This is a genomic window from Mesobacillus sp. ABV4_180, assembly GCF_056158485.1.
In genome coordinates this window covers 3,653,862-3,678,821 of sequence record NZ_JBSWTJ010000001.1, presented here as the reverse complement: position 1 = coordinate 3,678,821, position 24,960 = coordinate 3,653,862, and the positions used below count along the sequence as shown (strand labels likewise).

At 45.3% G+C, this 24,960-nt stretch carries 19 protein-coding genes and 1 rRNA gene; 16 read left to right on the top strand and 4 right to left on the bottom strand.

The genetic code is table 11. From position 1 onward, the window contains the following. From ACXAEA_RS18795 to ACXAEA_RS18770, 6 genes are all read left to right on the top strand, one after another. On the top strand, positions 1-1,749 hold the full coding sequence (locus ACXAEA_RS18795) for an ABC transporter ATP-binding protein (protein ID WP_475097369.1): 1,749 nt from the start codon (positions 1-3) through the stop codon (positions 1,747-1,749). 323 nt (positions 1,750-2,072) lie between these two features. Next, positions 2,073-3,086 (top strand): ABC transporter ATP-binding protein, encoded by a 1,014-nt coding sequence (locus ACXAEA_RS18790; protein WP_475097368.1) that lies wholly within the window; start codon positions 2,073-2,075, stop codon positions 3,084-3,086. Beyond that, positions 3,061-4,029 (top strand): ABC transporter ATP-binding protein, encoded by a 969-nt coding sequence (locus tag ACXAEA_RS18785; protein WP_475097367.1) that lies wholly within the window; start codon positions 3,061-3,063, stop codon positions 4,027-4,029. The genes ACXAEA_RS18790 and ACXAEA_RS18785 overlap by 26 nt, the downstream gene beginning before the upstream one ends. A gap of 91 nt (positions 4,030-4,120) precedes the next feature. Then, positions 4,121-5,725, top strand: a complete 1,605-nt coding sequence (locus ACXAEA_RS18780) for an ABC transporter substrate-binding protein (RefSeq protein WP_475097366.1) — start codon at positions 4,121-4,123, stop codon at positions 5,723-5,725. A gap of 147 nt (positions 5,726-5,872) precedes the next feature. Then, positions 5,873-6,877, top strand: a complete 1,005-nt coding sequence (locus ACXAEA_RS18775) for an ABC transporter permease (protein WP_475097365.1) — start codon at positions 5,873-5,875, stop codon at positions 6,875-6,877. A 17-nt stretch (positions 6,878-6,894) separates the two neighbouring features. Further along, positions 6,895-7,794 carry an ABC transporter permease gene (locus ACXAEA_RS18770; protein WP_475097364.1) on the top strand — a complete coding sequence of 300 codons (900 nt, stop codon included), beginning with the start codon at positions 6,895-6,897 and terminating at the stop codon, positions 7,792-7,794. A 42-nt stretch (positions 7,795-7,836) separates the two neighbouring features. Here the strand turns inward: ACXAEA_RS18770 and ACXAEA_RS18765 are convergent, their stop codons facing one another. The 3 genes from ACXAEA_RS18765 to ACXAEA_RS18755 all read right to left on the bottom strand — a co-directional run bounded on the left by ACXAEA_RS18765 (position 7,837) and on the right by ACXAEA_RS18755 (position 15,254). Continuing rightward, a complete protein-coding gene (locus ACXAEA_RS18765) occupies positions 7,837-8,919 on the bottom strand; it encodes an FUSC family protein (RefSeq protein ID WP_475097363.1) in 1,083 nt (360 codons plus the stop codon). A 224-nt stretch (positions 8,920-9,143) separates the two neighbouring features. Further along, a complete protein-coding gene (locus ACXAEA_RS18760) occupies positions 9,144-13,613 on the bottom strand; it encodes a glutamate synthase-related protein (protein WP_475097362.1) in 4,470 nt (1,489 codons plus the stop codon). 345 nt (positions 13,614-13,958) lie between these two features. Next, positions 13,959-15,254, bottom strand: a complete 1,296-nt coding sequence (locus ACXAEA_RS18755) for a glutamate-1-semialdehyde 2,1-aminomutase (protein ID WP_475097361.1) — start codon at positions 15,252-15,254, stop codon at positions 13,959-13,961. Positions 15,255-15,464: 210 nt separating this feature from the next. Between ACXAEA_RS18755 and ACXAEA_RS18750 the strand changes: the two genes are divergently transcribed. The 8 genes from ACXAEA_RS18750 to perR all read left to right on the top strand — a co-directional run bounded on the left by ACXAEA_RS18750 (position 15,465) and on the right by perR (position 21,539). Next, positions 15,465-16,478 (top strand): ABC transporter ATP-binding protein, encoded by a 1,014-nt coding sequence (locus ACXAEA_RS18750; protein ID WP_475097360.1) that lies wholly within the window; start codon positions 15,465-15,467, stop codon positions 16,476-16,478. Then, the gene (locus tag ACXAEA_RS18745; RefSeq protein ID WP_475097359.1) at positions 16,471-17,262 is read left to right on the top strand and encodes an ABC transporter permease; all 792 of its coding nucleotides are present in this window, start codon (positions 16,471-16,473) and stop codon (positions 17,260-17,262) included. Before ACXAEA_RS18750 ends, ACXAEA_RS18745 begins: the two co-directional genes overlap by 8 nt. A 4-nt stretch (positions 17,263-17,266) precedes the next feature. Then, complete coding sequence (locus ACXAEA_RS18740) at positions 17,267-18,052, top strand: ABC transporter permease (RefSeq protein WP_475097358.1); 786 nt, start codon at positions 17,267-17,269, stop codon at positions 18,050-18,052. A 221-nt stretch (positions 18,053-18,273) separates the two neighbouring features. Then, positions 18,274-18,681, top strand: a complete 408-nt coding sequence (locus ACXAEA_RS18735) for an ion channel (RefSeq protein WP_475097357.1) — start codon at positions 18,274-18,276, stop codon at positions 18,679-18,681. A gap of 76 nt (positions 18,682-18,757) precedes the next feature. Next, positions 18,758-19,225: a thioredoxin-dependent thiol peroxidase gene (gene bcp, locus ACXAEA_RS18730; protein WP_475097356.1), complete on the top strand. Its 468-nt coding sequence runs from the start codon at positions 18,758-18,760 to the stop codon at positions 19,223-19,225. A gap of 249 nt (positions 19,226-19,474) precedes the next feature. After that, positions 19,475-20,419, top strand: coding sequence for a D-2-hydroxyacid dehydrogenase (locus ACXAEA_RS18725; RefSeq protein WP_475097355.1), 945 nt, complete (start codon positions 19,475-19,477; stop codon positions 20,417-20,419). Between the two features lie 3 nt (positions 20,420-20,422). After that, positions 20,423-20,986, top strand: coding sequence for a cob(I)yrinic acid a,c-diamide adenosyltransferase (locus ACXAEA_RS18720; protein WP_475097354.1), 564 nt, complete (start codon positions 20,423-20,425; stop codon positions 20,984-20,986). Between the two features lie 109 nt (positions 20,987-21,095). After that, on the top strand, positions 21,096-21,539 hold the full coding sequence (perR, locus tag ACXAEA_RS18715; protein ID WP_475097353.1) for a peroxide-responsive transcriptional repressor PerR: 444 nt from the start codon (positions 21,096-21,098) through the stop codon (positions 21,537-21,539). A 74-nt stretch (positions 21,540-21,613) separates the two neighbouring features. Here perR and ACXAEA_RS18710 read toward each other — a convergent pair whose 3' ends face one another. Then, complete coding sequence (locus ACXAEA_RS18710) at positions 21,614-21,964, bottom strand: YgzB family protein (protein WP_475097352.1); 351 nt, start codon at positions 21,962-21,964, stop codon at positions 21,614-21,616. A 154-nt stretch (positions 21,965-22,118) separates the two neighbouring features. On the opposite strand from ACXAEA_RS18710, the gene ACXAEA_RS18705 reads away from it, so the two are divergent. Continuing rightward, positions 22,119-22,994: a nucleotidyltransferase-like protein gene (locus tag ACXAEA_RS18705; RefSeq protein ID WP_475097351.1), complete on the top strand. Its 876-nt coding sequence runs from the start codon at positions 22,119-22,121 to the stop codon at positions 22,992-22,994. 315 nt (positions 22,995-23,309) lie between these two features. Then, positions 23,310-24,859, top strand: a 16S ribosomal RNA gene (locus tag ACXAEA_RS18700). Positions 24,860-24,960: the final 101 nt, after the last annotated feature.

Sequence of the window (24,960 nt, the reverse complement as noted above, 5' to 3'; positions counted from 1 at the left end):
TTGGGCAGCATCCGCAGATACTTAAAATTCGTAAAACCATATAGGCTGCAAATCATTGGAACCATCATCATCGGAATTCTTAAATTTGCGATACCGTTATTAATTCCATTATTAATCAAATTTGTGTTAGACGATGTCATCGGCAATGACACATTGACCAAAGCTGAAAAAACGGACAGGCTCCTGTGGGTGATGGGAGTCATGATTGTCGTGTTCGTGGTGTTCAGGCCGCCGATTGAATATTACCGGCAATATTTTGCCCAGTGGACAGCAAGCAAAATCCTTTATGACATCAGGGACAGGCTTTTCACTCATATGCAGAGGCTCAGCTTCCGGTATTATTCCAATACGAGGGCAGGAGAAGTCATCTCCAGAATGATCAATGACGTTGAACAAACAAAAACGTTCGTTGTTACAGGACTGATGAACCTCTGGCTGGACGTTGCTACTATTATGATAGCGGCTGCTATCATGTTCACGATGGACGTTAAGTTAACCATCGTCTCACTCATCCTGTTCCCTTTTTACGCTTTTTCGGTGAAATACTTCTTCGGAAACCTTCGGAACCTTACGAGGCAGCGTTCGCAGGCGCTTGCAGAAGTCCAAAGCTATCTGCATGAAAGAGTGGCGGGAATCTCTGTTATCAAAAGTTTCGCAATCGAGGATTATGAACAGACACAGTTTGACCGCCAGAACAAGAACTTTTTAACGAAGGCGCTCGAACACACAAGCTGGAATGCGAAGGCCTTTGCAATTGTCAACACAATTACAGATATCGCACCGCTTCTCGTCATCGGTTTTTCCGGTTATCAGGTCCTGCAGGATAATCTGACGATTGGGGAAATGGCTGCTTTCATTGCCTATATCGACCGGCTTTACAATCCGCTGAGAAGGCTGGTGAACTCATCCACTACCTTAACCCAATCGATTGCTTCAATGGACCGGGTTTTTGAATTCATGGATGAAAAATACGATATCAAGGATTCAGCAGACGCCGTTGAATTAAAAAAAGTACATGGAGATATTTCTTTTAAAAATGTAAGCTTCTCTTATGAGGATGATGGGGAAACGGTTCTCAAAAAGCTGAATATAGAGGTGGAAAAGGGTGAAACGATTGCGCTGGTTGGAATGAGCGGCGGCGGAAAGTCATCGTTTGTCAGCCTGATTCCAAGATTCTTTGACGTAACAGAAGGCGAGATCCTGCTTGACGGCAAGGACATCCGTTCGTTCAAAGTTCGTTCCCTTCGTGATAAAATCGGCATGGTTGCCCAGGATAATATTTTATTCAGTGAATCAGTGAAATCGAATATCCTGCTCGGGAAGCCGGGAGCAAGCGATGAGGAAGTTTTTGAAGCAGCAAAAGCGGCGAATGCCCATGAATTTATTATGAATTTGCCAGAAGACTATGATACAAAAGTTGGGGAAAGAGGCGTCAAGCTTTCGGGAGGACAGAAGCAGCGTGTCGCAATCGCGCGCGTATTCCTGAAGAATCCGCCTATCTTAATCCTGGATGAAGCAACATCCGCTCTTGACCTTGAAAGCGAGCACCTTATCCAGGAAGCAATCGAAAAACTGGCGAAGGACAGGACTACCTTTGTTGTCGCCCATCGTCTTTCAACAATCACCCATGCAGACAGGATCGTCCTGATCGAGCATGGGGAAATCGTGGAAGTTGGCAGCCATGAAGAATTGATGAGAAAACAGGGTGGATACTATAAGTTGTTCCAAGTACAGCAGCTGGAAAGTTAAATAATAGAAACAAAACCGAAGATTTTTGGCTTCGGTTTTTTTTCGTTTTTTAAAACAGTTCCTCAGTTTATAGCCTGTGAGGACTTTATTTTGTGTTTCTTAAATATATCATTACTTCCTCCGCATTTCGAAAGTGTCACATTTTATCATCTTTTGGCATACAAATGGAACCAATTGCCTACTACTATTCTAAATTATTATTATATTTAAATAATTAAGAAAAATCAGTAGACTATTTCATGGCATTTAATATAAAATGTTTTACACAGACAGAATTAATTTTATTCAGAAATAATATTTCGGTAATAGAAAGGAGTAGGAATGTGGTACATGCTCCGGTTTTAGATGTAAAAAATTTAAGGACGCACTTCGTGACATCGGATGGTGAAATCCCTGCAGTAGATGATGTCAGCTTTTCAGTAAACAAGGGAGAGATTCTTGGAATCGTTGGCGAATCAGGCTGCGGAAAGAGTGTAACTTCATTATCCATCATGAAGCTGATCCCTCAGCCGCCTGGAAAAATCGCCGGAGGGGAGATCCTATTGAACGGGGAGGACCTTGTCCATGCCTCGGAAAAAAGGATGCGTGAAATCCGCGGTAATGAAATCGCAATGATTTTCCAGGAGCCGATGACATCCCTGAATCCGTTATTTACAATTGGCGAACAGCTGGTTGAAGCATTGAAAATACATAAGAAGTTAGGAAAGAAAGCTGCTTATCAGCAGGCGGTGGAAATGCTCAAGCTTGTTGGCCTCCCAAGGGCAGAACAAATCATAAGAGAATATCCTCATCAGCTGTCCGGGGGGATGAGACAGAGGGTCATGATTGCCATGGCGCTAAGCTGCCATCCAAGGGTGCTGATAGCTGACGAGCCGACAACGGCACTAGATGTGACAATCCAGGCGCAAATTCTTGCATTAATGAAAGACTTGAATGAAAAGCTGGATACAGCCATTCTCATGATCACTCATGATCTTGGAGTCGTGGCTGAGGTCTGCCAGCGAGTCGTTGTTATGTACGCAGGCAAAATCGTGGAGGAGGGGCTCGTAGAGGATATATTCAAGAATCCGAAGCATCCATACACACTTGGGCTTCTTAAATCAATTCCGGATATCCGCGATAAAAAAGAGCGCCTTTACTCGATTCCAGGAAATGTGCCGAAGCCTGGCTCCATTAAGACGGGATGCAGGTTCGCGGCCAGATGCGAATTTGTCATGGACAGGTGCTTAAGCGAGAATCCTGAACTCTATGAAACTGACAGGCCGGGCCATTCCGTACGATGCCTGTTGCATGAGAAGGAGGGAGCAGCCAGTGGCAGAAGTACTGTTAAAAGTTGATGGACTCAAAAAATATTTTCCGATAAACGGGGGCATTCTGGGGAAACAGACTGGAAGTGTCAAAGCCGTTGATGATATCAGCTTCTGGGTGAATAAGGGGGAAACACTGGGATTGGTTGGTGAATCCGGCTGTGGTAAATCGACTACAGGAAGAATGCTGATGCGCCTGACAGACCCGACTGAAGGACAGGTAGTCTTTGAAGGAAAGGACCTCGTCACCCTTTCTGACAATGATATGCGAAAAACGCGGAAGGATATGCAGATGGTCTTCCAGGATCCTTTTGCCTCCCTTAATCCGAGGCATACAGTTGAAAAAATCCTTGAGGAACCTCTGATTGTCCATGGTATTGGGACGAAGAAGGAACGCAAGCAGATGGTGAAGGAAATGCTCGAGGTGGTAGGCCTTAGCAGCTATCACGCCAAAAGGTATCCTCACCAGTTCAGCGGCGGGCAGCGTCAGAGGATTGGCATTGCAAGAGCATTGATGACAAGACCGAAGCTGATTATTGCCGATGAACCAGTATCTGCACTGGATGTTTCGATTCAATCACAAGTATTAAACCTTCTGGAAGACCTGCAAAAGGAATTTCAGTTGACTTATATTTTCATCGCTCATGACCTTGGTGTCGTAAAACACATCAGTGATAGAGTCGGAGTAATGTATTTAGGCAGACTCGTAGAGATTACGGATGCGGATAAGCTGTATGAAAACCCGCTTCATCCATATACGAGAGCCCTGCTATCTGCTGTTCCGATCCCGGATCCAGATATTAAAAGGGAAAGGGAACTGCTGACAGGGGACATTCCAAGTCCGGCAAACCCGCCGAAGGGATGTGCATTCCATACCAGATGCAAGGAATGCATGGAAATCTGCAAGACTGATAGACCCGAGTTAAGGGAGATTGAACCTGGTCATTTTGCAGCCTGCCATCTTTATTCCTGACAATCAGGAATGAGTGTATGGAAGGCAGCATAGATGATATATATCATGGACTGGATCTTAAAACCGGTTCGAAAAAATAAGGGGGAAAAATATGAAAAGGCGTTTTGGATTAATGTTTTTTGCTTTTATCCTCATTCTTAGTCTTGGGCTTGCCGGCTGCAGCAATAATGAATCTGGCGGCAAGAAGACAGGCGGAGAGTCCGGTTCAGGCGGCGAATCCTCATCTGGCGGAACTCTTGTATTTGGCCGCGGCGGTGATTCAACTTCGCTTGACCCAGCAGTTACAACTGAAGGTGAAGCTTTCAAAGTAACAAAGAACATCTATGAAACTCTCATCGAATTCGGTGAGCAGGATACAGAAATCCATCCAGGTCTTGCTGAAAGCTGGGAAGAATCTCCGGATGGACTGAAGCACACTTTAAAGCTGCGCAAAGGTGTTAAATTCCACGATGGTACAGATTTCAACGCTGAAGCTGTCGTATTCAACTTTGAGCGCTGGAAAGCTGGAAACAAAGAACAGTTCTATTACTACAACTCACAATTCGGTGATGTTATCAAGGAAGTAAAAGCTGTTGACGAGCATACAGTTGAATTCACAATGAACCGTATCCTTGCTCCATTCTATAAAAACCTTGCTATGTCACCATTTGGTATTGCAAGTCCAGCTGCAATCGAAAAGCACGGCGATAAATTCATTGAAAACCCAGTTGGTACTGGACCATTCAAATTTAAGGAATGGAAACGCAACGATAAAGTTACTTTAGTGAAAAACGAAGATTACTGGGAAAAAGGTCTTCCGAAGCTTGATGAAGTTATCTTCCGAGTGATCCCTGAAAACTCTGCACGTTTGAACGCGTTGAACACTGGTGAAGTTGACATTATCGACGGTGTGAATTTCAGTGATGTTGATGCCATCAAAGGCAATGCAGATCTGCAAGTATTTAACCGACCATCTTTGAACGTTGCATACTTAGGATTAAACAACGAGCGCGGACCGATGAAAGACAAAAAGGTTCGCCAGGCATTGAACTATGCAGTAAATAAGCAAGCGCTAATCGATGCTTTCTATGCTGGTGCTGCTGAGCCTGCGAAAAACCCTATGCCAAAATCGGTAGCAGGTTATAATGATGAAGTTGAAGGTTATGAATATAACCCTGAGAAAGCGAAAGAGCTTCTTAAGGAAGCTGGATACGAAGATGGTTTTGAAATGGAACTATGGGCAATGCCTGTTGCAAGACCGTATATGCCTGATGGTAAGAAAGTTGCTGAAGCCCTTCAAGCTGATTTTGCCAAAATTGGCGTAAAAGCTAAGATTGTTTCTTATGAGTGGGCAACGTACCTTGAGAAAGCACGTGTTGGCGAAGCTGATACATTCTTGCTTGGATGGACTGGCGACAACGGCGATGCTGATAACTTCTTATACGTCCTTTTAGATCAGGACAACATCGACAGCAACAACTATGCACGATACAAGAACCAGGAAGTACATGACTTGTTCATTAAGGCCCAGTCTACAAACGACCAGGCTGAACGTGAAAAACTTTATAAAGAAGCTCAATTGTTAATTAAAGAAGATGCTCCTTGGATTCCACTTGTCCACTCTGAGCCTGCCCTTGCAGGAAGAGCTGACGTAACTGGTTTCAAGGCACATCCAACAGGGTCTGACCTGCTTGCAACGGTTGAATTCAAAAAATAATGCATCAGGAAAAGGGAGAATATATGCATTCTCCCTTTTCTTTTGAAAAAGGAATTATATGATGTTCCAAAGTGTCTAGCTACAGCGACTCGAGGAGCTGAGCAAGGCGCTTCCGCTTTTCAAATCAACAAGAAATGAGGTGGGAAGGTGTTTGCCTATTCTGTCAGAAGGATTTTTTCACTAGTTCCTGTACTTTTGGGCCTTTCACTTATTGTATTTTTTATGATCAGAGCAATCCCTGGAGATCCCGCCCAAGTCATTCTCGGGCAACTTGCCACTAAAGATGCGATTGCTGACTTAACGAAAGAGCTTGGCCTGGACCAGCCATGGTATGTGCAATATTTCAATTATCTCGGCGGACTGCTCACCGGAGATTTAGGGGAATCTTTAAGAACAAAATCGGATATTACCAGTGAAGTCTGGCCATATCTGGCAGCAACCATGGAGTTGTCGTTTGTTGCTATGCTGATCGCAATAGTAATCGGCGTGAATGCAGGTATTGTCAGCGCATGGTTCCAGAATTCATGGTTTGATTACGTGGCCATGGTGCTGGCTCTCGTCGGTGTATCAATGCCGATTTTCTGGCTTGGTTTGATGGAACAGTGGATGTTTGCCATCAATCTTGATTGGCTGCCGACATCGGGTCGTGAGGAAGTACGTAATCCGGTCGATGCGATCACGAACTTTTACATCATTGACACCTTGATCCAGGGGCGTACAGACCAGTTTGTTGAAGTACTGAAGCATCTCGTCCTCCCAGCTGCAGCATTGGCCACTATTCCTATGGCAATCATTGCCAGGATTACGCGTTCAACAATGCTGGAAGTCATGCGTTCTGATTTTATCAGGACGGCAAGAGCAAAAGGGCTTCGCATGTTTTGGGTGGTGTACAAACACTCCCTGAAAAATGCGGTCATCCCAGTTCTGACTGTGATCGGTTTGCAGACAGGCCTTCTGCTCGGGGGAGCGATCCTGACGGAGACCATTTTCAGCTGGCCTGGCATTGGCAGATATATTTACGAGGCGATTGGTTACCGTGACTATCCCGTGATCCAGTCAGGAATCCTGATCATTGCCTTGCTCTTTGTACTGATCAACCTTGTAGTTGATTTACTGTACGCAGCAATTGATCCACGGATCAAATACCGTTGATGGAAGGGGAGATACAAATGGAGATTTCAACTCAAAAGCAAATGCAGCCGCCTGTCATACAGGCAGAGGAAAAAGTGGCGTCTCCCTGGGCTGAAGCATGGTATAGCTTTAAAAAGAATAAATTGGCGCTTATTGGAACGGCGATCGTCTTATTTTTTGTACTGCTGGCAATCTTTGCTCCGGTCATTGCGCCAGAAGGCATCAATGATCAGAAGATGGAGGTACGCCTTCAGGCACCATCAGCTGAATATTGGTTTGGAACGGATGACTTTGGCCGTGATATCTTTTCCAGAGTTGTCTATGGTGCACGAATTTCTTTGTGGGTAGGAACGTTTGCGGTAATGGGTTCCATTATCGTGGGCTGTCTTTTGGGAATCCTTGCGGGTTATTACGGAAGATGGGTTGATACGATCATTTCAAGAACCTTTGATATCATGCTGGCATTCCCAAGCATCCTGCTCGCGATTGCAATCGTTGCGGTACTGGGGCCTTCACTCAGAAATGCCCTGATTGCGATTGCGATCATCAATATCCCGAACTTCGGAAGGCTGATCCGATCGCGGGTTCTCAGTGTTAAAGAAGAGGAGTATATCATGGCAGCCAAGGCAGTCGGTATGAAGGACAGCCGGATTTTATTCCAGCATATCCTGCCTAACAGCATGGCGCCGATCATCGTACAGGGGACGCTGGCGATCGCAACAGCGATCATCGAAGCTGCGGCACTTGGATTCCTTGGACTTGGTGCAGAAGCGCCAAATCCAGAATGGGGAAAGATGCTTGCAGACGCGAAGCAGTTCATGATCCAGGCACCTTGGACAATGATTTTCCCGGGTCTCGCGATCATGCTTACCGTATTAGGATTCAACCTGATGGGCGATGGACTGAGGGATGCACTGGATCCTCGAATGAAGAATTGATACTCATATGCAAACAAAAAGCAGCTGATAAACCAGCTGCTTTTAAATTTCCGTATTTTGTTCTATGGTCACGTTATTATCGTCCTTATGGTAGGACTGGAAGCTGGTGATGAGTGTGTCCAGGTGTTCAACCTGCTCGCCGTATTCCATGATGATCGACACAAGCTGCATGACGTGGTAGAACATCTGGCTGTTTGTTTCTGCCAGCTCATTTTTCTGAGCTAAAAACAATTCAAATAACTGCTTCTTGTTGAGGCAGACCTCACCTTCCATATAGGTTGCTTCCGGCCTTATTTTTCCTACGAACTTCAGCATGACCTGCTCATGGTGGTTAATCAGGCAATCTAGCTGATGCTGGATGACCTCCTGGAAATCAACTGGCAATTGATTGAATTCATTTTCATATCTATGCAGTCTTTTTAACGTTTCCAGTGATTTTTTTACGGTCGAGATCATTTGCCTGTAAATGACAAGCTTTCGCGACTTCGCAAGTTTATTGTTCTTAAAATAATCACGTTCTTCCTTATACATCATGTAAAACTGGTCAAGCTTGATGATGCCTTCACGAAGCCTTTCGATGTCAGCTTTCAGAAGCTGGTGTTCTGACGCATGCCGTGTGCTCAGCCTGATCCACTTCGTAATTTCCTCTGATAAAATAGAGCTCTTGTAATAGAGTTTATTTTCATACTTAGGCGGCAGGAAAACGAGGTTGACAATGAATGCTGACACAACCCCAAGCATGATCGTTGAGAAACGGATCAGCGCAAACTGAATGAAATCATCTCCAGGGGTCTCCATAATGGCAATCAGTGTCACAAGCGAAAGCGAAATCGTGTTTCCCAGATTCAGCTTAAGGTTCAAAGTTATGACGAGCACTGCGGCAAGGCCGATGATGAAAATACTGTTGCCGAACGCCATTACGAATAATACGGCGGTTGCGGCACCAATCAGGTTGCCCTGGATATGTTCGATGATTGATTGATAAGAGCGGTATACTGTTGGCTGCAGGGCAAAGATCGCAGCGATTCCTGCGAAGACCGGCGATGGAAGATCAAAAATATGTGACAAAAATAAAGCTAGGACGATGGCAATTCCCGTTTTCAAAATGCGGGCACCAAGTTTCATAGAGAGAGAATTCCTTTCGTATAGAGACAGTAAATCTCATTCAATAGTTTATACTTTAAACCATTTTGTTAAAAACTAAACAATTATGTACTATACAACGGAATGCCAAGAAGTTCAAGCGACAATTTTCCGAAAACCAAGCCTGTTTTTCATATAAGCGCTTACATAGTTAATAAAGAGAAAAACAAAAGGCTCCGCTGAAGCGGGGCCTTTTCTTCATAAAATCATTCTGTTGAAACTGCTGGATCAGCCTGTTCCTTAACAGGGACGATCTGCACAAAGTGATCTTCTGGATGATCAAGTAGAAGGGATAGTTCTTCCGCTTCTTTTTTCTGGCCATGGCGTTTAAGCATTTCTACGTATTGAGCCAGCAATTCTTTTACATCCTGAACACCTTTTGAAGAGAGGTGGTTGATTGATACATTCGCACCTTTGGCGATACGGCGTGAGATGGCTTCCTTCGTCAGTCCCATTTCCGGCTGGTGCCTCAGATAAACGACACCGCCCGTCATGCCTGCGCAAATCCATGGACCCGGGTCCCCAAGAACAAGTCCTCGCCCGTTGGTCATATATTCAAATGCGAAGCCTTTGATATTGGCCTTTGCACCGATATTGCCGAATTCTTTTTCCGGAATTGGATTTTTCACAAGTCCGCCGATGATCATGTCAGCTCCAGATAAACGGATACCGGCACGTGCGTCAGCATTGCCCTGGGCTACGAGCAAGCCTTTTTGGGCTCCGTACCCAAACCCTTTGCCGACTGATCCGTTATAGAAATCGCCATCCTTGCCAGGTGATTTGGCAATTAAAATGGTGCCGCCAAATGAAGTCTTACCGACTCCATCCTGGCTGCCGCCATCGATTTCAATGTTGATGCCATCAGAATTATACGCTCCAAGGCCGTTACCTAGAATTGACCCTTTGTAGCGGAGTGACACTGGCTGGAGCTTCCTGTATGAGCCGTCGAGTCTTCCGCGGACGCGGTGGCAGGAAACCCTGCTCGCCAGGACACGCTGCTCAGCGGTAACCGACTGGAATTCGCGTGACAGGTGAAGCTCTTCGTCAACAGCATCTAGATATTCTGCACCGGCAGCAACCTGAAGTTGTGCGGATGCCAGGGCTGCTGAGGCTTCTTTTTGCTGGGCAATCTGGCCGATTTCCAGAGGCTTCAGCAAGTAGGTCAAGTCAAGCAGATCTCTTCCTTTGATCTGCTCCAGAAGATCTGAATGACCGACTGCTTCCTGCAAATTCTTGATACCTGCAGATGCAGCGATGGCTTTTAATTCGTTTCCGAATGCAGTGAATAAATTCATGATGCCCTGGACAGCAAGGTCGAACTGGCGCGGTACGAAACGACGCAATCCATGTTCCTTTGCCTGTGCCTCAGAATCGATTTGTGTAGCGATGCCGACATGGCAAGTGTCCAGATGGCAGCCGCGGCAAGTCGTACAGCCGATGGCAAGCATTGAAAGTGTACCAAAGCCGACGCGGTTCGCTCCAAGCAGCATGTATTTGATGACATCCTGTGCACTTTTGACGCCGCCATCAGCCCAAAGCTCGACATTGTCGCGCAAACCGGCTTCCAGCAGGGCGTTGTGTGCAGCCTTGATGCCGATTTCAGCCGGAAGTCCGACATACTGCAATGCGTGGATACGGGCAGCACCTGTACCGCCATCGAAGCCGCTCAGGGTGATGATGTCCGCGCCTGCCTTTGCAATGCCGACTGCTATCGTACCAATATTCGGGACAACAGGGACTTTAACGGCAACTCTTGCCTGGTCGTTCGCTGTCTTGAGTTCATGAATCATTTGCGCAAGGTCTTCAATGGAATAAATGTCATGGTTGTTCGATGGTGAAATCAAATCTGAACCGATCGTTGCATTCCTTGCTTCAGCTATTTTAGCCGTAACCTTGGATCCTGGCAGGTGACCGCCCTCGCCAGGCTTCGCTCCCTGCCCGATTTTTATTTCCAGGAGGTTGGAGGAGTTCAGCAATTCAGCGTTCACTCCGAAACGTCCGGAAGCAACCTGCTGCCCGCGAGTACGCGGATACTTGCCGAGCATATCCTTGATTTCTCCGCCCTCGCCGTTCATGCTGATCATATTCAGGCGATCGGCACCTTCTGCATAAGCACGGAAGGCGATTTCATTCTGTGAACCAAATGACATCGAAGCAATGACAAATGGTAGGCTGTGTTCTCCAACACCGATTTCTACTTCATCCACTGAAACAGCGGATGAAGCCTTCTTCAATCCAGTCAAATGGCGTATAGTTGTTGGATTGGCTTCTTCTTGCTCGGTAATTTTTTCACGGTAAACACTATAGTCCCCGGTAGAAGCTACCTCACCAATTGCCTTCCAGATACGAGGGAACAGGTGGAAAGTCTTCCCGATCCGTTCTTTTTCGTTCTGGAAATCAGCTGCTCTGGCAATTGCATCTTCTTTCATTGCTACAAAGCCGTGTGTCAGTTCATTAGAGCCGAAGAAATTCACGATCATCAGGAAATCTGCAACTTCCTCGTTCAATCCGATGCTTGAGAATAAGCGTCCATATCCGCGCAATTCATGAATACCTATTGTTGAGATGACTTTTTCAAGTCCTTTCGTCAAGGCACTGTACAGGTTAACGAGCGGCTTGACAGACTCATCCAATACGGTCATGAACATATAGTATGGGCTGACAGCGTCTGCTCCGAGACCAAGTGCTAAGATGATATCATGCAGTGATCTTAGGGAAGCGGAACGCAATAGAAGTGAACATTCACGGCGCAGTCCTTCCTTAACAAGTGCCTGGTCGATTGCTGACACAACGAGATGCGGGTCAAGCCAGAGGGCATTTTCCTGGTGTGCCATGGCATCATCCAGAACAAGCAATGTCTTGCCGCCCTTCACAGCCTCGAGCGCTTCTCCAGCAAGCCTCTCAATGGCATCCTTTACAGTCTCGTCATTGCTGAACACTGTTTCCAGGTATGCAGCCAGTTTGTCTTCCTGATAGCACTGGATGACCTGGTCCATGCTTGGCTGGCCAGTCTGCAATGAAACCTCGTAACCAGCTTTGCCTTCAACAAGGAGAGGAGTGAGCAATTCGACTACCTTTCCTGTTTCCGCTTTAGCAAATAGGGAAGGACGCGTACCCAGAACAGTCCTTGTTGAGAAATGTTCAGCTTCGCGATCGCGGTCAATGGCAGGGTTCGTTACGACGGCGACACTTTCTTTGATAAAGTCAGCGATGTTTTTGCGCTCAGGATTGAGTGCAGCAAGTGGAGCGTCATGCCCAAGCGAACGGATAGGTTCAGCTCCTTTTTCTGCCATCTGTTCGACTAATTGAACGTGGTCACGTTCCCAGCCGAATGCTTTATATTGTCCGTTATGGATTTTATCCGGATAGGTCATCGTGACGGTTTTGGCAAGCTTTGGAGCTGCTAGACGATGTCGTGAATCTTTGAAAGCCAGACGCTGTGAAAAACGTTTATAAACCTCGCCCTGGAATTGTTCATGTTCAAATACTTCAATCGTGTCGCCATTCCATTTCAAGCCGACCTTCTCACCAGGTGCCAGTGGCTTCGGGTCTCCTGTATATTCAGTCGACGGGATGATTCCCGGTTCTGATGAGAATAGGTAAGAACTTTCCGTTTCTACCATCCAAACCGGGCGAAGTCCAAGCGCATCCACGCTAAAAACAGCTTCGTCGGCAAAGCGGGAAATGATGCCGGCCGGTCCCTGGGCGAAATGGCCCCAGGCTTCGCGGATATAAGTATATAAATCTTGCAAATGATCCGGGTATGCCTTGATCTCATTGATGATTGGCGGGAACATCATGTCCATCGCCTCGAATAGTGAATAACCATCACGGCAAATAAACGTTTCAAGCGTACGGCTAAGATCCTGTGAATCACTTCCGTCTTTTACAAGCGGAACATTGACCATTCTTGCTTCGTCACGAAGTCTTGCAATCGTATTGATCTCTCCGTTATGGCCCAGGACGCTGAAAGGCTGGACGCGGAAAAAGCTTGATAGAGTATTAGTTGAATAGCGGTTGTGCCCAAGGGTCATTGTGGAAGCAACCAGCGGGCTCGCAAGGTCATGGTAGTATTTTGGCAGGATATCGCCAGCACCCATAACTTTATATACGGCATGATATTGGCTGAGCGAAGCTACATGCACCTTTTCATTCTTCTCGAAATCTACAATCATAGTAAAAAGCCTGCTTGAAAGCTCGTGCCCTGTTTGGTCTGCGAGGCATGCAAACTGCCAGAACACCGGATTTTCCTGGATTGCGATTGGTCCCAATGCATCCGGAATTGTCACATCAACAGATGAAAATAAAAGTTTCATATTTAGTTCTGCTAGTTTTTGCTCAAGTTCACCCTGGATAGCTTTCGCCTGTTCAGATCTAGAGATAAAAACATGTCCGACGACAAAGTTTTCACCATCAACAGCATTCTCATCTGCTCCAGCTGCTGAAAGCTTTTCTTTCCATAGAGTGCGAGGGATGTCAATGTGTACACCCACGCCATCACCCTCACCATTGATGAATCCTGCACGGTGATTCATAGTGACGAGTCCATCGATGCAGTGGAAAATATTCTCGCGGGTAGGAATCTTCTTCTTTTCAATGCTTGCAACAATTCCACAGGCATCGTGTTCGAACCTCGAAAAATCTTTAAATTGGGAAGGGGTCCATTGTAATGTCATAAAATTCGGCTTGTAAAAGGGATTCCTTTAAGCCGGTTCACCTCCTGAAAAAATAATCTATGATTAGATTGTTTGATAGCTTTGTACATGAGGGTAAAGCGTTTAGACGGGAATTTGAAGCAGGGATTTAAGCGGCCATATGATTGGCGAATTTTCAGAATATTAATTACTATAATATCATAAGAATTTTCAGAAATCAATTAATTATACAAAAGTGTGGATGGTAAAAATTATAAGGTAAATGAATTTAATTAAAAGACATCCTTTATTGTAAACGTTTTCATTTTAAGAGAACAAAAAAACAGGAGCCGAAATGGCTCCTTGTTTGTATAGAATATTGTATAATTATTCATCGTTCATTGAATAAAATGCCTGATCCACTGCATGGAGGGTTGCGTCGATGTCTTCCTCAGTGTGGGCGATGGTCACAAACCAAGCTTCATATTTTGACGGGGCCAAATTAATGCCTTGTTCCAGCATCAGGTTGAAGAAGCGCGCAAACATTTCTCCATCGGTGTTTTCTGCCTGCTCGTAGTTTTCAATTTTTTCGGTAGTGAAGTAGATGGTCAGAGCACCTTTCAATCGGTTGATTGTGATTGGGATGCCGTGTTTACTTGCTGAAGCAGTAATCCCTTCCTCAAGCATCGCACCAAGTTTGTCGAGATAGTCGTATACGCCATCCTGTTTAAGTACCTCGAGACAGGCGATGCCCGATAGAATGGAAGCCGGATTCCCAGCCATTGTCCCAGCCTGGTAAGCAGGGCCAAGAGGTGCCACTTTTTCCATGATTTCAGCACGTCCGCCATAAGCCCCAATCGGCAATCCACCGCCGATGATTTTACCGAGTGCAGTTAAATCAGGGGTGATTCCCAGCATATCCTGGGCTCCTCCGTACATAAAACGGAAAGCGGTGATAACCTCGTCAAAAACGATGAGTGCTCCGGCCTGATGCGTAAGCGCCTTTACTTCCTCTAAAAATCCTGGTTTAGGTTCAACGATTCCAAAATTGCCGACAATCGGCTCGACCAGGACCGCAGCGATTTGGTTGCCCCGTTTTTCAAGTGCCTCCTTGAAAGGCTCGATATCATTGAACGGGACTGTAATGACTTCCTGTGCGATGCTTTTTGGGACACCTGCTGAATCAGGTGTTCCGAGAGTGGAAGGTCCGGATCCTGCCGCAACGAGCACAAGGTCCGAATGTCCATGGTAGCAGCCGGCAAATTTGATGATTTTATCACGTCCTGTGTATGCGCGGGCAACCCGGATGGTCGTCATGACTGCCTCTGTGCCGGAGTTGACGAAACGGACTTTATCCAGCGCTGGCATTGCTTCCTTCAGCATTTTAGCAAATTTGACTTCATGCGGTGTCGGGGTACCGTACAATACACCTGTTTCCGCAGCCCGTCTGATTGCTTCCGTAATATGGGGATGCGCATGCCCTGTGATGATTGGTCCGTATGCCGCCAGATAGTCGATATATTGATTGCCGTCCACATCCCAGAAGTATGCTCCCTGGGCACGCTCCATGACAACAGGGGCTCCGCCTCCTACTGCCTTGTAGGAACGGGATGGACTGTTGACGCCGCCAACGATATGTTCAAGCGCCTCATTATGTATGCGTTCCGAATTGGTTCTTTGCATTGTAAACCCTCCTATATGTAATTGCTTCTCTATTTTATCATTATTTCTCTTTTTTATAGATTGTTTCACTTTTCGTTCACTTTTGAGCATTACCGGATACTGCCTCCTTCGTTGAAGCCTGTAGCCTTTAACTGAAAAAATCAGGCGTAGCATTTGTTTTACCCGGAAGGATTGGCTAAACTGTTTGAGTGAGCTAAGGAGGAATATATAATGAATGCCATTGAAGTGAACGGGCTGCGGAAGGAATTCAAGTCTTATTCAAGCAGATCGGGTTTATCGGGAGCTTTCCGCGACCTTTTTACACGCAATTATAAAATAGTGCCAGCAGTGAATGACATTAACTTTACGGTCAAACAGGGTGAGATGGTCGGTTATATAGGAGAAAATGGTGCCGGGAAATCGACGACCATCAAAATGCTGACAGGGATCCTGACACCGACTTCAGGCAGTGTCATCGTCAATGGGATGAACCCGCATAAGGAAAGGGAAAGATTTGTCCAGACAATCGGCGTCGTGTTCGGACAGCGTTCCCAGCTTTGGTGGGACATTGCTGTCCAGGAATCGTTCCGCCTGTTGAAGAAGGTATACAAAGTTTCGGACGCACATTATAACGAGCACATGGACCATGTCATCAAGACGCTTGATATCGAGCCTCTGCTTGATAAACCAGTGAGAAAACTTTCTTTGGGTCAGAGGATGCGCTGCGAGCTTGCGGCAGCATTGATCCATAACCCGCCGCTGCTATTCCTTGATGAGCCGACCATTGGTCTGGACGTTCTCGTCAAGCTGAAGATCAGGGAGTTTTTGAAGGAAATCAATGAAAAATACAATACTACCATCCTGCTTACGACGCATGACCTCACAGATATCGAGGCTTTATGCGAGCGGGTCATCATGCTTGATGAAGGAAATATCATTTATGATGGTGCCTTGAAAAGCCTCAAGGAAAAATGGGGCGAAGGAAAGGAAATAAGCTTTGAGTTCCTTGAAAAAGCAGACCTGAGCCGCTTAGAAGTGTTAACGCAGGACCTCGAGGCAAAATGGGAGCTTGATGAAAAAAAACAAATTTTTACTGCTGTTACCGGTGATGATGATGAAGCAGTTTCACAGGTAATCGCCCGTACTGTTGCTGCTTATAAGGTGCGGGATGTGAAGATCAATGAGCCGTCCACCGAAGAAATCATCCGCAATATCTATGAAAAAGGGATGATGCAGCATGGATAAATATCTTGAAATGATCAGAATCCGCTTTTTGATGATGCTTGCATACAGGACGAATTATTACACGGGAATTCTGATATACAGCATCAATATCGGCGCTTACTATTTTCTTTGGAACGCCATTTATGGCGGGAAAAGCGAAATCGAAGGCTTGAGTGCGTTGCAGATGACGACATATGTAGCGGTCGCCTGGATGGCGAGGGCGTTTTATTTTAACAATATCGACCGTGAAATGGCGACGGAAATCAAGGAAGGGAAGGTAGCTGTCGAGCTGATCAGGCCATACAGCTATCTGGGAATGAAAACAATGCAAGGCTTGGGTGAAGGCATCTTCAGATTGTTCTTCTTTTCCGTGCCGGGAATGGTCATCGTTGCATTGATTTTTCCAATGGAATTTTCTGCGGATGCGGCTACCTGGGGAATGTTCGCTGTTTCGATAATGCTCAGCTTTTTCATCAACACGCAATTGAATTTGTTGACGGGAATCACCACTTTCTTCTTATATAATAATACAGGCCTGATTCGGGCCAAGCGCGTTCTGATCGATTTGTTTTCAGGGCTTCTGCTCCCGATCAGCTTTTTTCCCGGCTGGTCCCAGGAAATTATGAAATATTTGCCGTTCCAGGGAATCAGCTATATCCCAAGCATGATCTTCACAAATGGATTCAGTGGCAGTCAGGCAGTCGAAGGTCTCCTGCTTCAGGCTGCATGGGTATTGATCTTGGTGATTCCAGTCCAGGTTCTTTGGGTCATTGCTAAGAAACAGCTGATTATTCAAGGAGGGTGACTGGATGTTTTACTTTAGCATGTTTTTTCAATATGTCGCCCAGTATATGAAAACAAGGCTTGAATACAGGGCAGATTTATTTGTTGAGATATTTTCGGATTTGTTGTTTCAGGCAGTTAATCTGATTTTTATTTTGGTTGTGTTTGATCATACCAATTTCCTGAACGGATGGAGCCGTGACGAAATCATTTTTATCTATGGATTTTTCCTCGTGCCATTCGCTCTTTTTTCGTCCTTTTTTAATATTTGGGACTTCAATGAACGCTATATTGTAAAAGGAGAGCTGGACCGGATCCTGACACGGCCGATCCACAGCCTGTTCCAGATCATCCTCGAACGGATGGAACTTGAATCATTGTTCGGAGCTATCACTGGGCTTGCTGTAATGTTTTATGCCGGAAGCAGAATTGGTCTTGGAATCAGCTGGCACGATCCGCTGCTGTTCATTGTGCTCGTCCTCGGCGGTGTCCTTGTGTATGCAGGGATATTTGTGATGATCGCCTGCATCAGCTTCTGGGCAGATGCAAGGACATCGATCATGCCGATGATGTACAATATTGGAAATTACGGCCGCTATCCTGTAGACATTTATAACAAGGCAATCCGATTTGTGCTGACATGGATCCTGCCGTTCGCCTTTGTCGGTGTCTATCCGGCTGCCTACTTTCTCGGGCGTGAGGAATGGTATGGATACTCTTTTCTGACACCAGTAATCGGGCTCGTCTTTTTCAGCTTGTCCGTATTCATTTGGAATGAGGGAGTGAAAAGGTATCGGGGAGCAGGAAACTGAATAAATTTTTTTGGCCGCGGTTTTATTGAACCGCGGCTTTTTTATGGTATGCCTTGTTGGGATGATTAGCCGAGGGGTATTGCATTAGGATCAATTTTGTGAGGGGAAGCTTTCTGGAAAGTCCTCCGCATCAATTTAATTTAGCCCTGGGACTTGCTTGCATACTCTTATTCCCGTGAGCGTATAGATGAAGGGAGAGATGCGTGAAATGAGGCTAAGAGATGCTTTTCTATCTATCGATCTTCCTGATTATTGGCGCTATTTTTTTGAGTTTAAGGACATTATTTGTACCTCATAAGATAAAAGGGAAACAAGTATCGCTTGAAAACTTCATCACCCTTGCGCTCATTTATGCAATTGTGATGGCGGGATTTGGATTGCTTTATTATCTTCTGGATCTGAGAGGCATATGGGTTCTGTCGGATGTTAGCATGCGGCCGAGCACTTCTTCTTATGAAAGAATGGGAACAAGCATGTACTTTAGCGCAATCACACTTTTCTCGGTTGGCTATGGTGATATTGCGCCGGTTGGTGTTGGGCGTGTGATTGCCGTATTTGAAGCGCTAGTCGGCTATACAATCCCTGCAGCGTTTGTGACCAGGGCGGTGTTTGACCATAAAAAGGCCTGATATGGCATCTAATTTGTATTCCACCCAGAATTTAGATAGTCTAGTGATACAGATTCTAAATTCGGAGGGATACATAATGACCTTAGCAATAGGTGAAAAAGCGCCATATTTCGAAATGCCAGCAAGCAGCGGGGAAATAGTTAAGCTGTCTGACTTCAAAGGGAAGAATGTAGTGCTTTATTTTTACCCAAAAGACATGACGCCAGGCTGTACAACGGAAGCATGTGACTTCAGGGACCATCATGAAAGTTTTGAAGGGTTGAATGCAGTTATTCTTGGGGTAAGTCCGGACCCGGTCAATCGTCATGAAAAATTTATAGAAAAACATGGATTGCCTTTTCTTCTTCTGGCGGATGAAGATCATAAAGTCGCTGAGGCTTATGGAGTTTGGACGCTTAAGAAGAATTTTGGCAAGGAATACATGGGGATTGAACGGTCCACCTTCATTATTGATAAAGAAGGAAACCTGGTGAAGGAATGGCGCAAGGTGAAAGTAAAGGGCCATGTCGAAGAGGCACTTGATTTTATTAAAAATTCTCTTTAAATTTTGGGCAGCCATATAGGCTGTCTTTTTTATTTGAAATTTTTTCGCCTATTTTTTTCAATACAGGCTACTGTCCATTCATTTTCGTCTTAACTGAATATCATTGTATTAGGGCATACCTCCTCAAACAATTTAGCGGGCTGAAAACAGCTCGCCTTTTTTTATGATTTTTCAGCCTTGTAAGTTGTTTAAAAGAGTGAAAATTATTACAATTATTAGTACGACTAATGAGCGAAGGGTTTGATACAGTTGAACATTTATTCTGCTATCCTGCCAGCAGAATCGCTGCAGGCTGATGTGAAAAGAATGTATCCTCAGATTAATTTTGAATTCCATAAAGGTATAAAGGAAGATTTGTTTTTGGAGGCTGAGGTTTTTCTTACATATGGAGAGGATTTGACCGAAGAATTGATCTGCAGAGCAAATAAGTTGAAGTGGATCATGGTCATGTCTGCCGGTTTGGACCGTATGCCATTCGAGGCATGCAAGCAACGAGGGATTTTAGTGACCAATGTCAGGGGAATTCATAAAATTCCAATGGCTGAATTTACATTGGGCATGATGCTTCAGCATGTTAAGCAAATGAGGACCCTGTGGGAAAACGAGAAGAACGAAGCGTGGGAACGCAAATTGCCTATGGGGGAATTGTACGGCAAGACATTGCTCATTCTAGGTATAGGGGCAATTGGCGGCGAAGTGGCGAGACTGGCAAAAGCTTTCAATATGAAAACGATTGGCGTGAACAGGAGTGGAGCTGAAACGGAGTGGGCTGATCAGGTTTATACGATGGATAGCTTTAAAGAGGCCTTGCCTGAAGCGGACTTCATTGTTTCTGTATTGCCGAGCACAAATGAAACGAAGCATTTTCTTAAGGGTGAACATTTTGAACTGATGAAGGATACAGCGGTTTTCATTAATATTGGCCGGGGTGATTTGGTCAAGGACGAAGTTTTACTGACGGCTATGCAGGAAAAGCGGATTGCACACGCGTATTTGGATGTGTTTTATAGAGAGCCGTTGAGAGATGGGCACCCGTTTTGGAAAATGGATAATGTCACAGTCACACCGCACATATCCAGCCTGACTAAAAACTATATGCCGAGATCTTTTGAAATCTTTAAACAAAATTTGAATACATATATACAAAACGGCACCGATTATAAAAATGTGATTGACTTGGACAGGGGGTATTAAAAAATGAAGATTTATACGAAGACTGGCGATAAGGGGACGACATCGCTCATTTACGGTTCAAGAGTGAGTAAAAATGATGCCCGGGTAGAAGCATATGGTACATGTGATGAAACAAATTCAATGATTGGCCTTTCGCTGAGTTACTTGCAGGCTGAATATTTTACCGGAAAGGAAGAGCTGCTCGGAATCTTCCATAAAATCCAGACTGTCTTATTCCATGTTGGGGCAGAGCTCGCCACCCCTGCTGGGAAAGAAGTGAAATGGACACTCGAGGAAAAGGATATCCAAGAGCTGGAGAAAACAATAGATGCGTGGGATGCATCACTGCCCCAATTAACGAATTTCATTCTTCCAGGGGGGCATCAGGCCGGCGCTGCTCTCCATGTCGCCCGTACAGTAGCGAGAAGAGCAGAGCGCCAGGCTGTCGGACTTGGTGATGACATCAACCCTCTGGTTCTGTCATATTTGAACCGACTCTCAGACTTTTTGTTCGTCGCAGCACGTTATGTCAATTTGCAACTTGGCTCGAAGGAGCAAACCCTGCACCAGGAAGTAAAGGGAAACTGAATTTTATCTGGTTTGTGAGGTACTAATATTGACAAAAGTGGAATGAAATTAGTACACTAATTATAAATATTATAAAATAAGAATTATAATCTAAAGAAAAGTGAGGTGCATGGCGGTGGTACAGAGTCAGCTTAAAGAAGCCCTGGATACCTTAAAGGATACAGGAGTCCGTATTACTCCGCAACGTCATGCGATACTCGAATATTTGATAAACTCAATGTCGCACCCGACAGCAGATGACATCTATAAGGCGCTTGAAGGGAAATTCCCAAATATGAGCGTAGCGACAGTTTATAACAATTTGAGAGTATTCCGTGAAGTTGGATTGGTTAAGGAACTGACATATGGAGATGCCTCAAGCCGTTTTGATTTTGTAACTTCCCATCATTATCATGTGATCTGTGAAAAATGCGGGAAGATTGTTGATTTCCATTATCCAGGATTGGATGAAGTTGAACACCTGGCTTCACATGTGACAGGATTCAAAGTAGGAAACCACAGGATGGAGATTTACGGCACTTGCCCAGATTGCTCGGCAAAAGAAGCGCATTAAATATAAAGGCTGATGGCGGATGCTATCAGTTTTTCTTTTTGTGTAAATAAGAAGAACTCGGCAAGTGCCGAGTTCTATTTTTGTTTCTTATTATAACTTTCATCAAATTCCTTGCCTTCGAGTGCCGGATCGAGGGTCAACGGTTCATTGCAATACATGCAAAGGTCTACCCTGCCAAGAATTTTAGTTGTTTTGCCGCAGTTTGGACAGACAACCTGCACGGTTTTTGTCGACAAGAGACCGATCCAGAAATAAACGACAGTACTGGCAATGATGAAAAGCAATCCCAGAATCATGAAGATCGTCATGATCAAAGGTGAATTCCGAAAGAAAATACCTGCATACATAACGATAAAGCCGATAAAAATCAGGCTTAATGCGAAGGTACGGATTTTATTTATTTTACTTGAATATTTAGCCATCAATTTCCCTCCCTAAAATCTAACTATATCATATCATTTGCGGCAAGATAATCATAAAAAAGTCTTACCCCGCTGTCGAAAAATGTCTAGAGAAAATGCAGGAGTTTTTATATAATTGTCGAACATATATGCTAACAAACAAATGGAGGAGTTTACTATGGAGGATATTCTTCGTTCGATTTATCAAGAACGAGCAAGCCATCCAAATACAGTGGGGGTAGTAATGGTCGAGAAAAGGCAAAAGGCCTTTCCTACCACCGATACATTTGATGTTATATTACTGATCATTGTAAAAGAAAACGATGATCCTGTATTTGTTAAACATTATTCTTATAACGATAAGAAAGCGGCCATGCACATCGTAACAGAGAAGCAAATCTACGACTGGCTGCTGATTGGCAATAATAAAAAAATATTTGACTGGCTTTATAATGGGAAGATTGTTTTTGACCGAAATGAACGGATTGCAAACCTAAAACATGAATTGAAGGAATTCCCGTTCTTTGGAAGGAAAATAAAAATGGGGATCGAATTCGCCAAACTCATCAGGAGATATACAGATGGAAAAGCATTCTTTGACAACTACCATTATCTCGATGCCTATAATCATGTTGTCCATTCTCTGCATCACTTAGCCAGGTTGGCTGTGATTGAAAGTGGATTCCATCCGGAAGTGACAGTTTGGCATCAAGTAAAACAAATCGAACCCGAAATTTATAAATTATATGAAGAATTGGTTTGCAGCGAGGAGACGATCGAAAAAAGGCTGGAGCTTTTATTCCTGGCCAGTGAATTCCTGATTCATAAAAGAACAAAAGTGGGCACCCAGCACCTGAATGAAGTGCTTGAAGAAAGAGAGTACTGGTCCTTCAATGAAATGATGGCTCATCCTGAACTCGCATCCTACTCAGTAGATCTGGGGATCCTTATAGAATACTTAATTGAAAAGAAAGTCATAGATGTAGTTAAGGTTGAAACGAAAGGGCAAGGTATTTATCACCGATATTATCAAGCTTCTGAAAAACTATTTTAAAAAAGTAAAAAAAGCTATTGACCATTTTAAATATCCTTGGTATATTAATAACCGTCGCTGCGAAACACGGCAAAAAACATTTTCGCGGCAGACGGTTGAAATCTTCATAAGTGTTTTTCAACAGAAAACATTTTTTAAAAAATGTTGACAGAAAAAACACCGGATGATATATTAGTAAAGTCGCTTCAAGGCGACGCGCTAAGTAAATTGCTCTTTGAAAACTAAACAAACAAGCGTCAACAAACAATAATATTCTTGCTTCTATTATAGAAGACAAGAGCCAACGTTTTATTTTATGAGCTAACTCATAACTCTTTCTTGGAGAGTTTGATCCTGGCTCAGGACGAACGCTGGCGGCGTGCCTAATACATGCAAGTCGAGCGGATCTTCATTAGCTTGCTTTTGAAGATCAGCGGCGGACGGGTGAGTAACACGTGGGCAACCTGCCTGTAAGACTGGGATAACTTCGGGAAACCGGAGCTAATACCGGATAATCCTTTCTCTCTCATGAGGGAAAGCTGAAAGACGGTTTCGGCTGTCACTTACAGATGGGCCCGCGGCGCATTAGCTAGTTGGTGAGGTAACGGCTCACCAAGGCGACGATGCGTAGCCGACCTGAGAGGGTGATCGGCCACACTGGGACTGAGACACGGCCCAGACTCCTACGGGAGGCAGCAGTAGGGAATCTTCCGCAATGGACGAAAGTCTGACGGAGCAACGCCGCGTGAGCGATGAAGGCCTTCGGGTCGTAAAGCTCTGTTGTCAGGGAAGAACAAGTATCGGAGTAACTGCCGGTACCTTGACGGTACCTGACCAGAAAGCCACGGCTAACTACGTGCCAGCAGCCGCGGTAATACGTAGGTGGCAAGCGTTGTCCGGAATTATTGGGCGTAAAGCGCGCGCAGGCGGTCCTTTAAGTCTGATGTGAAAGCCCACGGCTCAACCGTGGAGGGTCATTGGAAACTGGGGGACTTGAGTGCAGAAGAGGAGAGCGGAATTCCACGTGTAGCGGTGAAATGCGTAGAGATGTGGAGGAACACCAGTGGCGAAGGCGGCTCTCTGGTCTGTAACTGACGCTGAGGCGCGAAAGCGTGGGGAGCGAACAGGATTAGATACCCTGGTAGTCCACGCCGTAAACGATGAGTGCTAAGTGTTAGAGGGTTTCCGCCCTTTAGTGCTGCAGCAAACGCATTAAGCACTCCGCCTGGGGAGTACGGCCGCAAGGCTGAAACTCAAAGGAATTGACGGGGGCCCGCACAAGCGGTGGAGCATGTGGTTTAATTCGAAGCAACGCGAAGAACCTTACCAGGTCTTGACATCCTCTGACAACCCTAGAGATAGGGCGTTCCCCTTCGGGGGACAGAGTGACAGGTGGTGCATGGTTGTCGTCAGCTCGTGTCGTGAGATGTTGGGTTAAGTCCCGCAACGAGCGCAACCCTTGATCTTAGTTGCCAGCATTCAGTTGGGCACTCTAAGGTGACTGCCGGTGACAAACCGGAGGAAGGTGGGGATGACGTCAAATCATCATGCCCCTTATGACCTGGGCTACACACGTGCTACAATGGATGGAACAAAGGGTCGCGAAGCCGCGAGGTCGAGCCAATCCCATAAAACCATTCTCAGTTCGGATTGCAGGCTGCAACTCGCCTGCATGAAGCCGGAATCGCTAGTAATCGCGGATCAGCATGCCGCGGTGAATACGTTCCCGGGCCTTGTACACACCGCCCGTCACACCACGAGAGTTTGTAACACCCGAAGTCGGTGGGGTAACCTTTTGGAGCCAGCCGCCTAAGGTGGGACAGATGATTGGGGTGAAGTCGTAACAAGGTAGCCGTATCGGAAGGTGCGGCTGGATCACCTCCTTTCTAAGGATATTGCCTAAGGGCAATCGGAATGCGAATCTTTCGATTCGTACTGTTGACCAGCTTGTTTGTTTAGTTTTGAGGGAGCAAGTGCCTCAAGACTT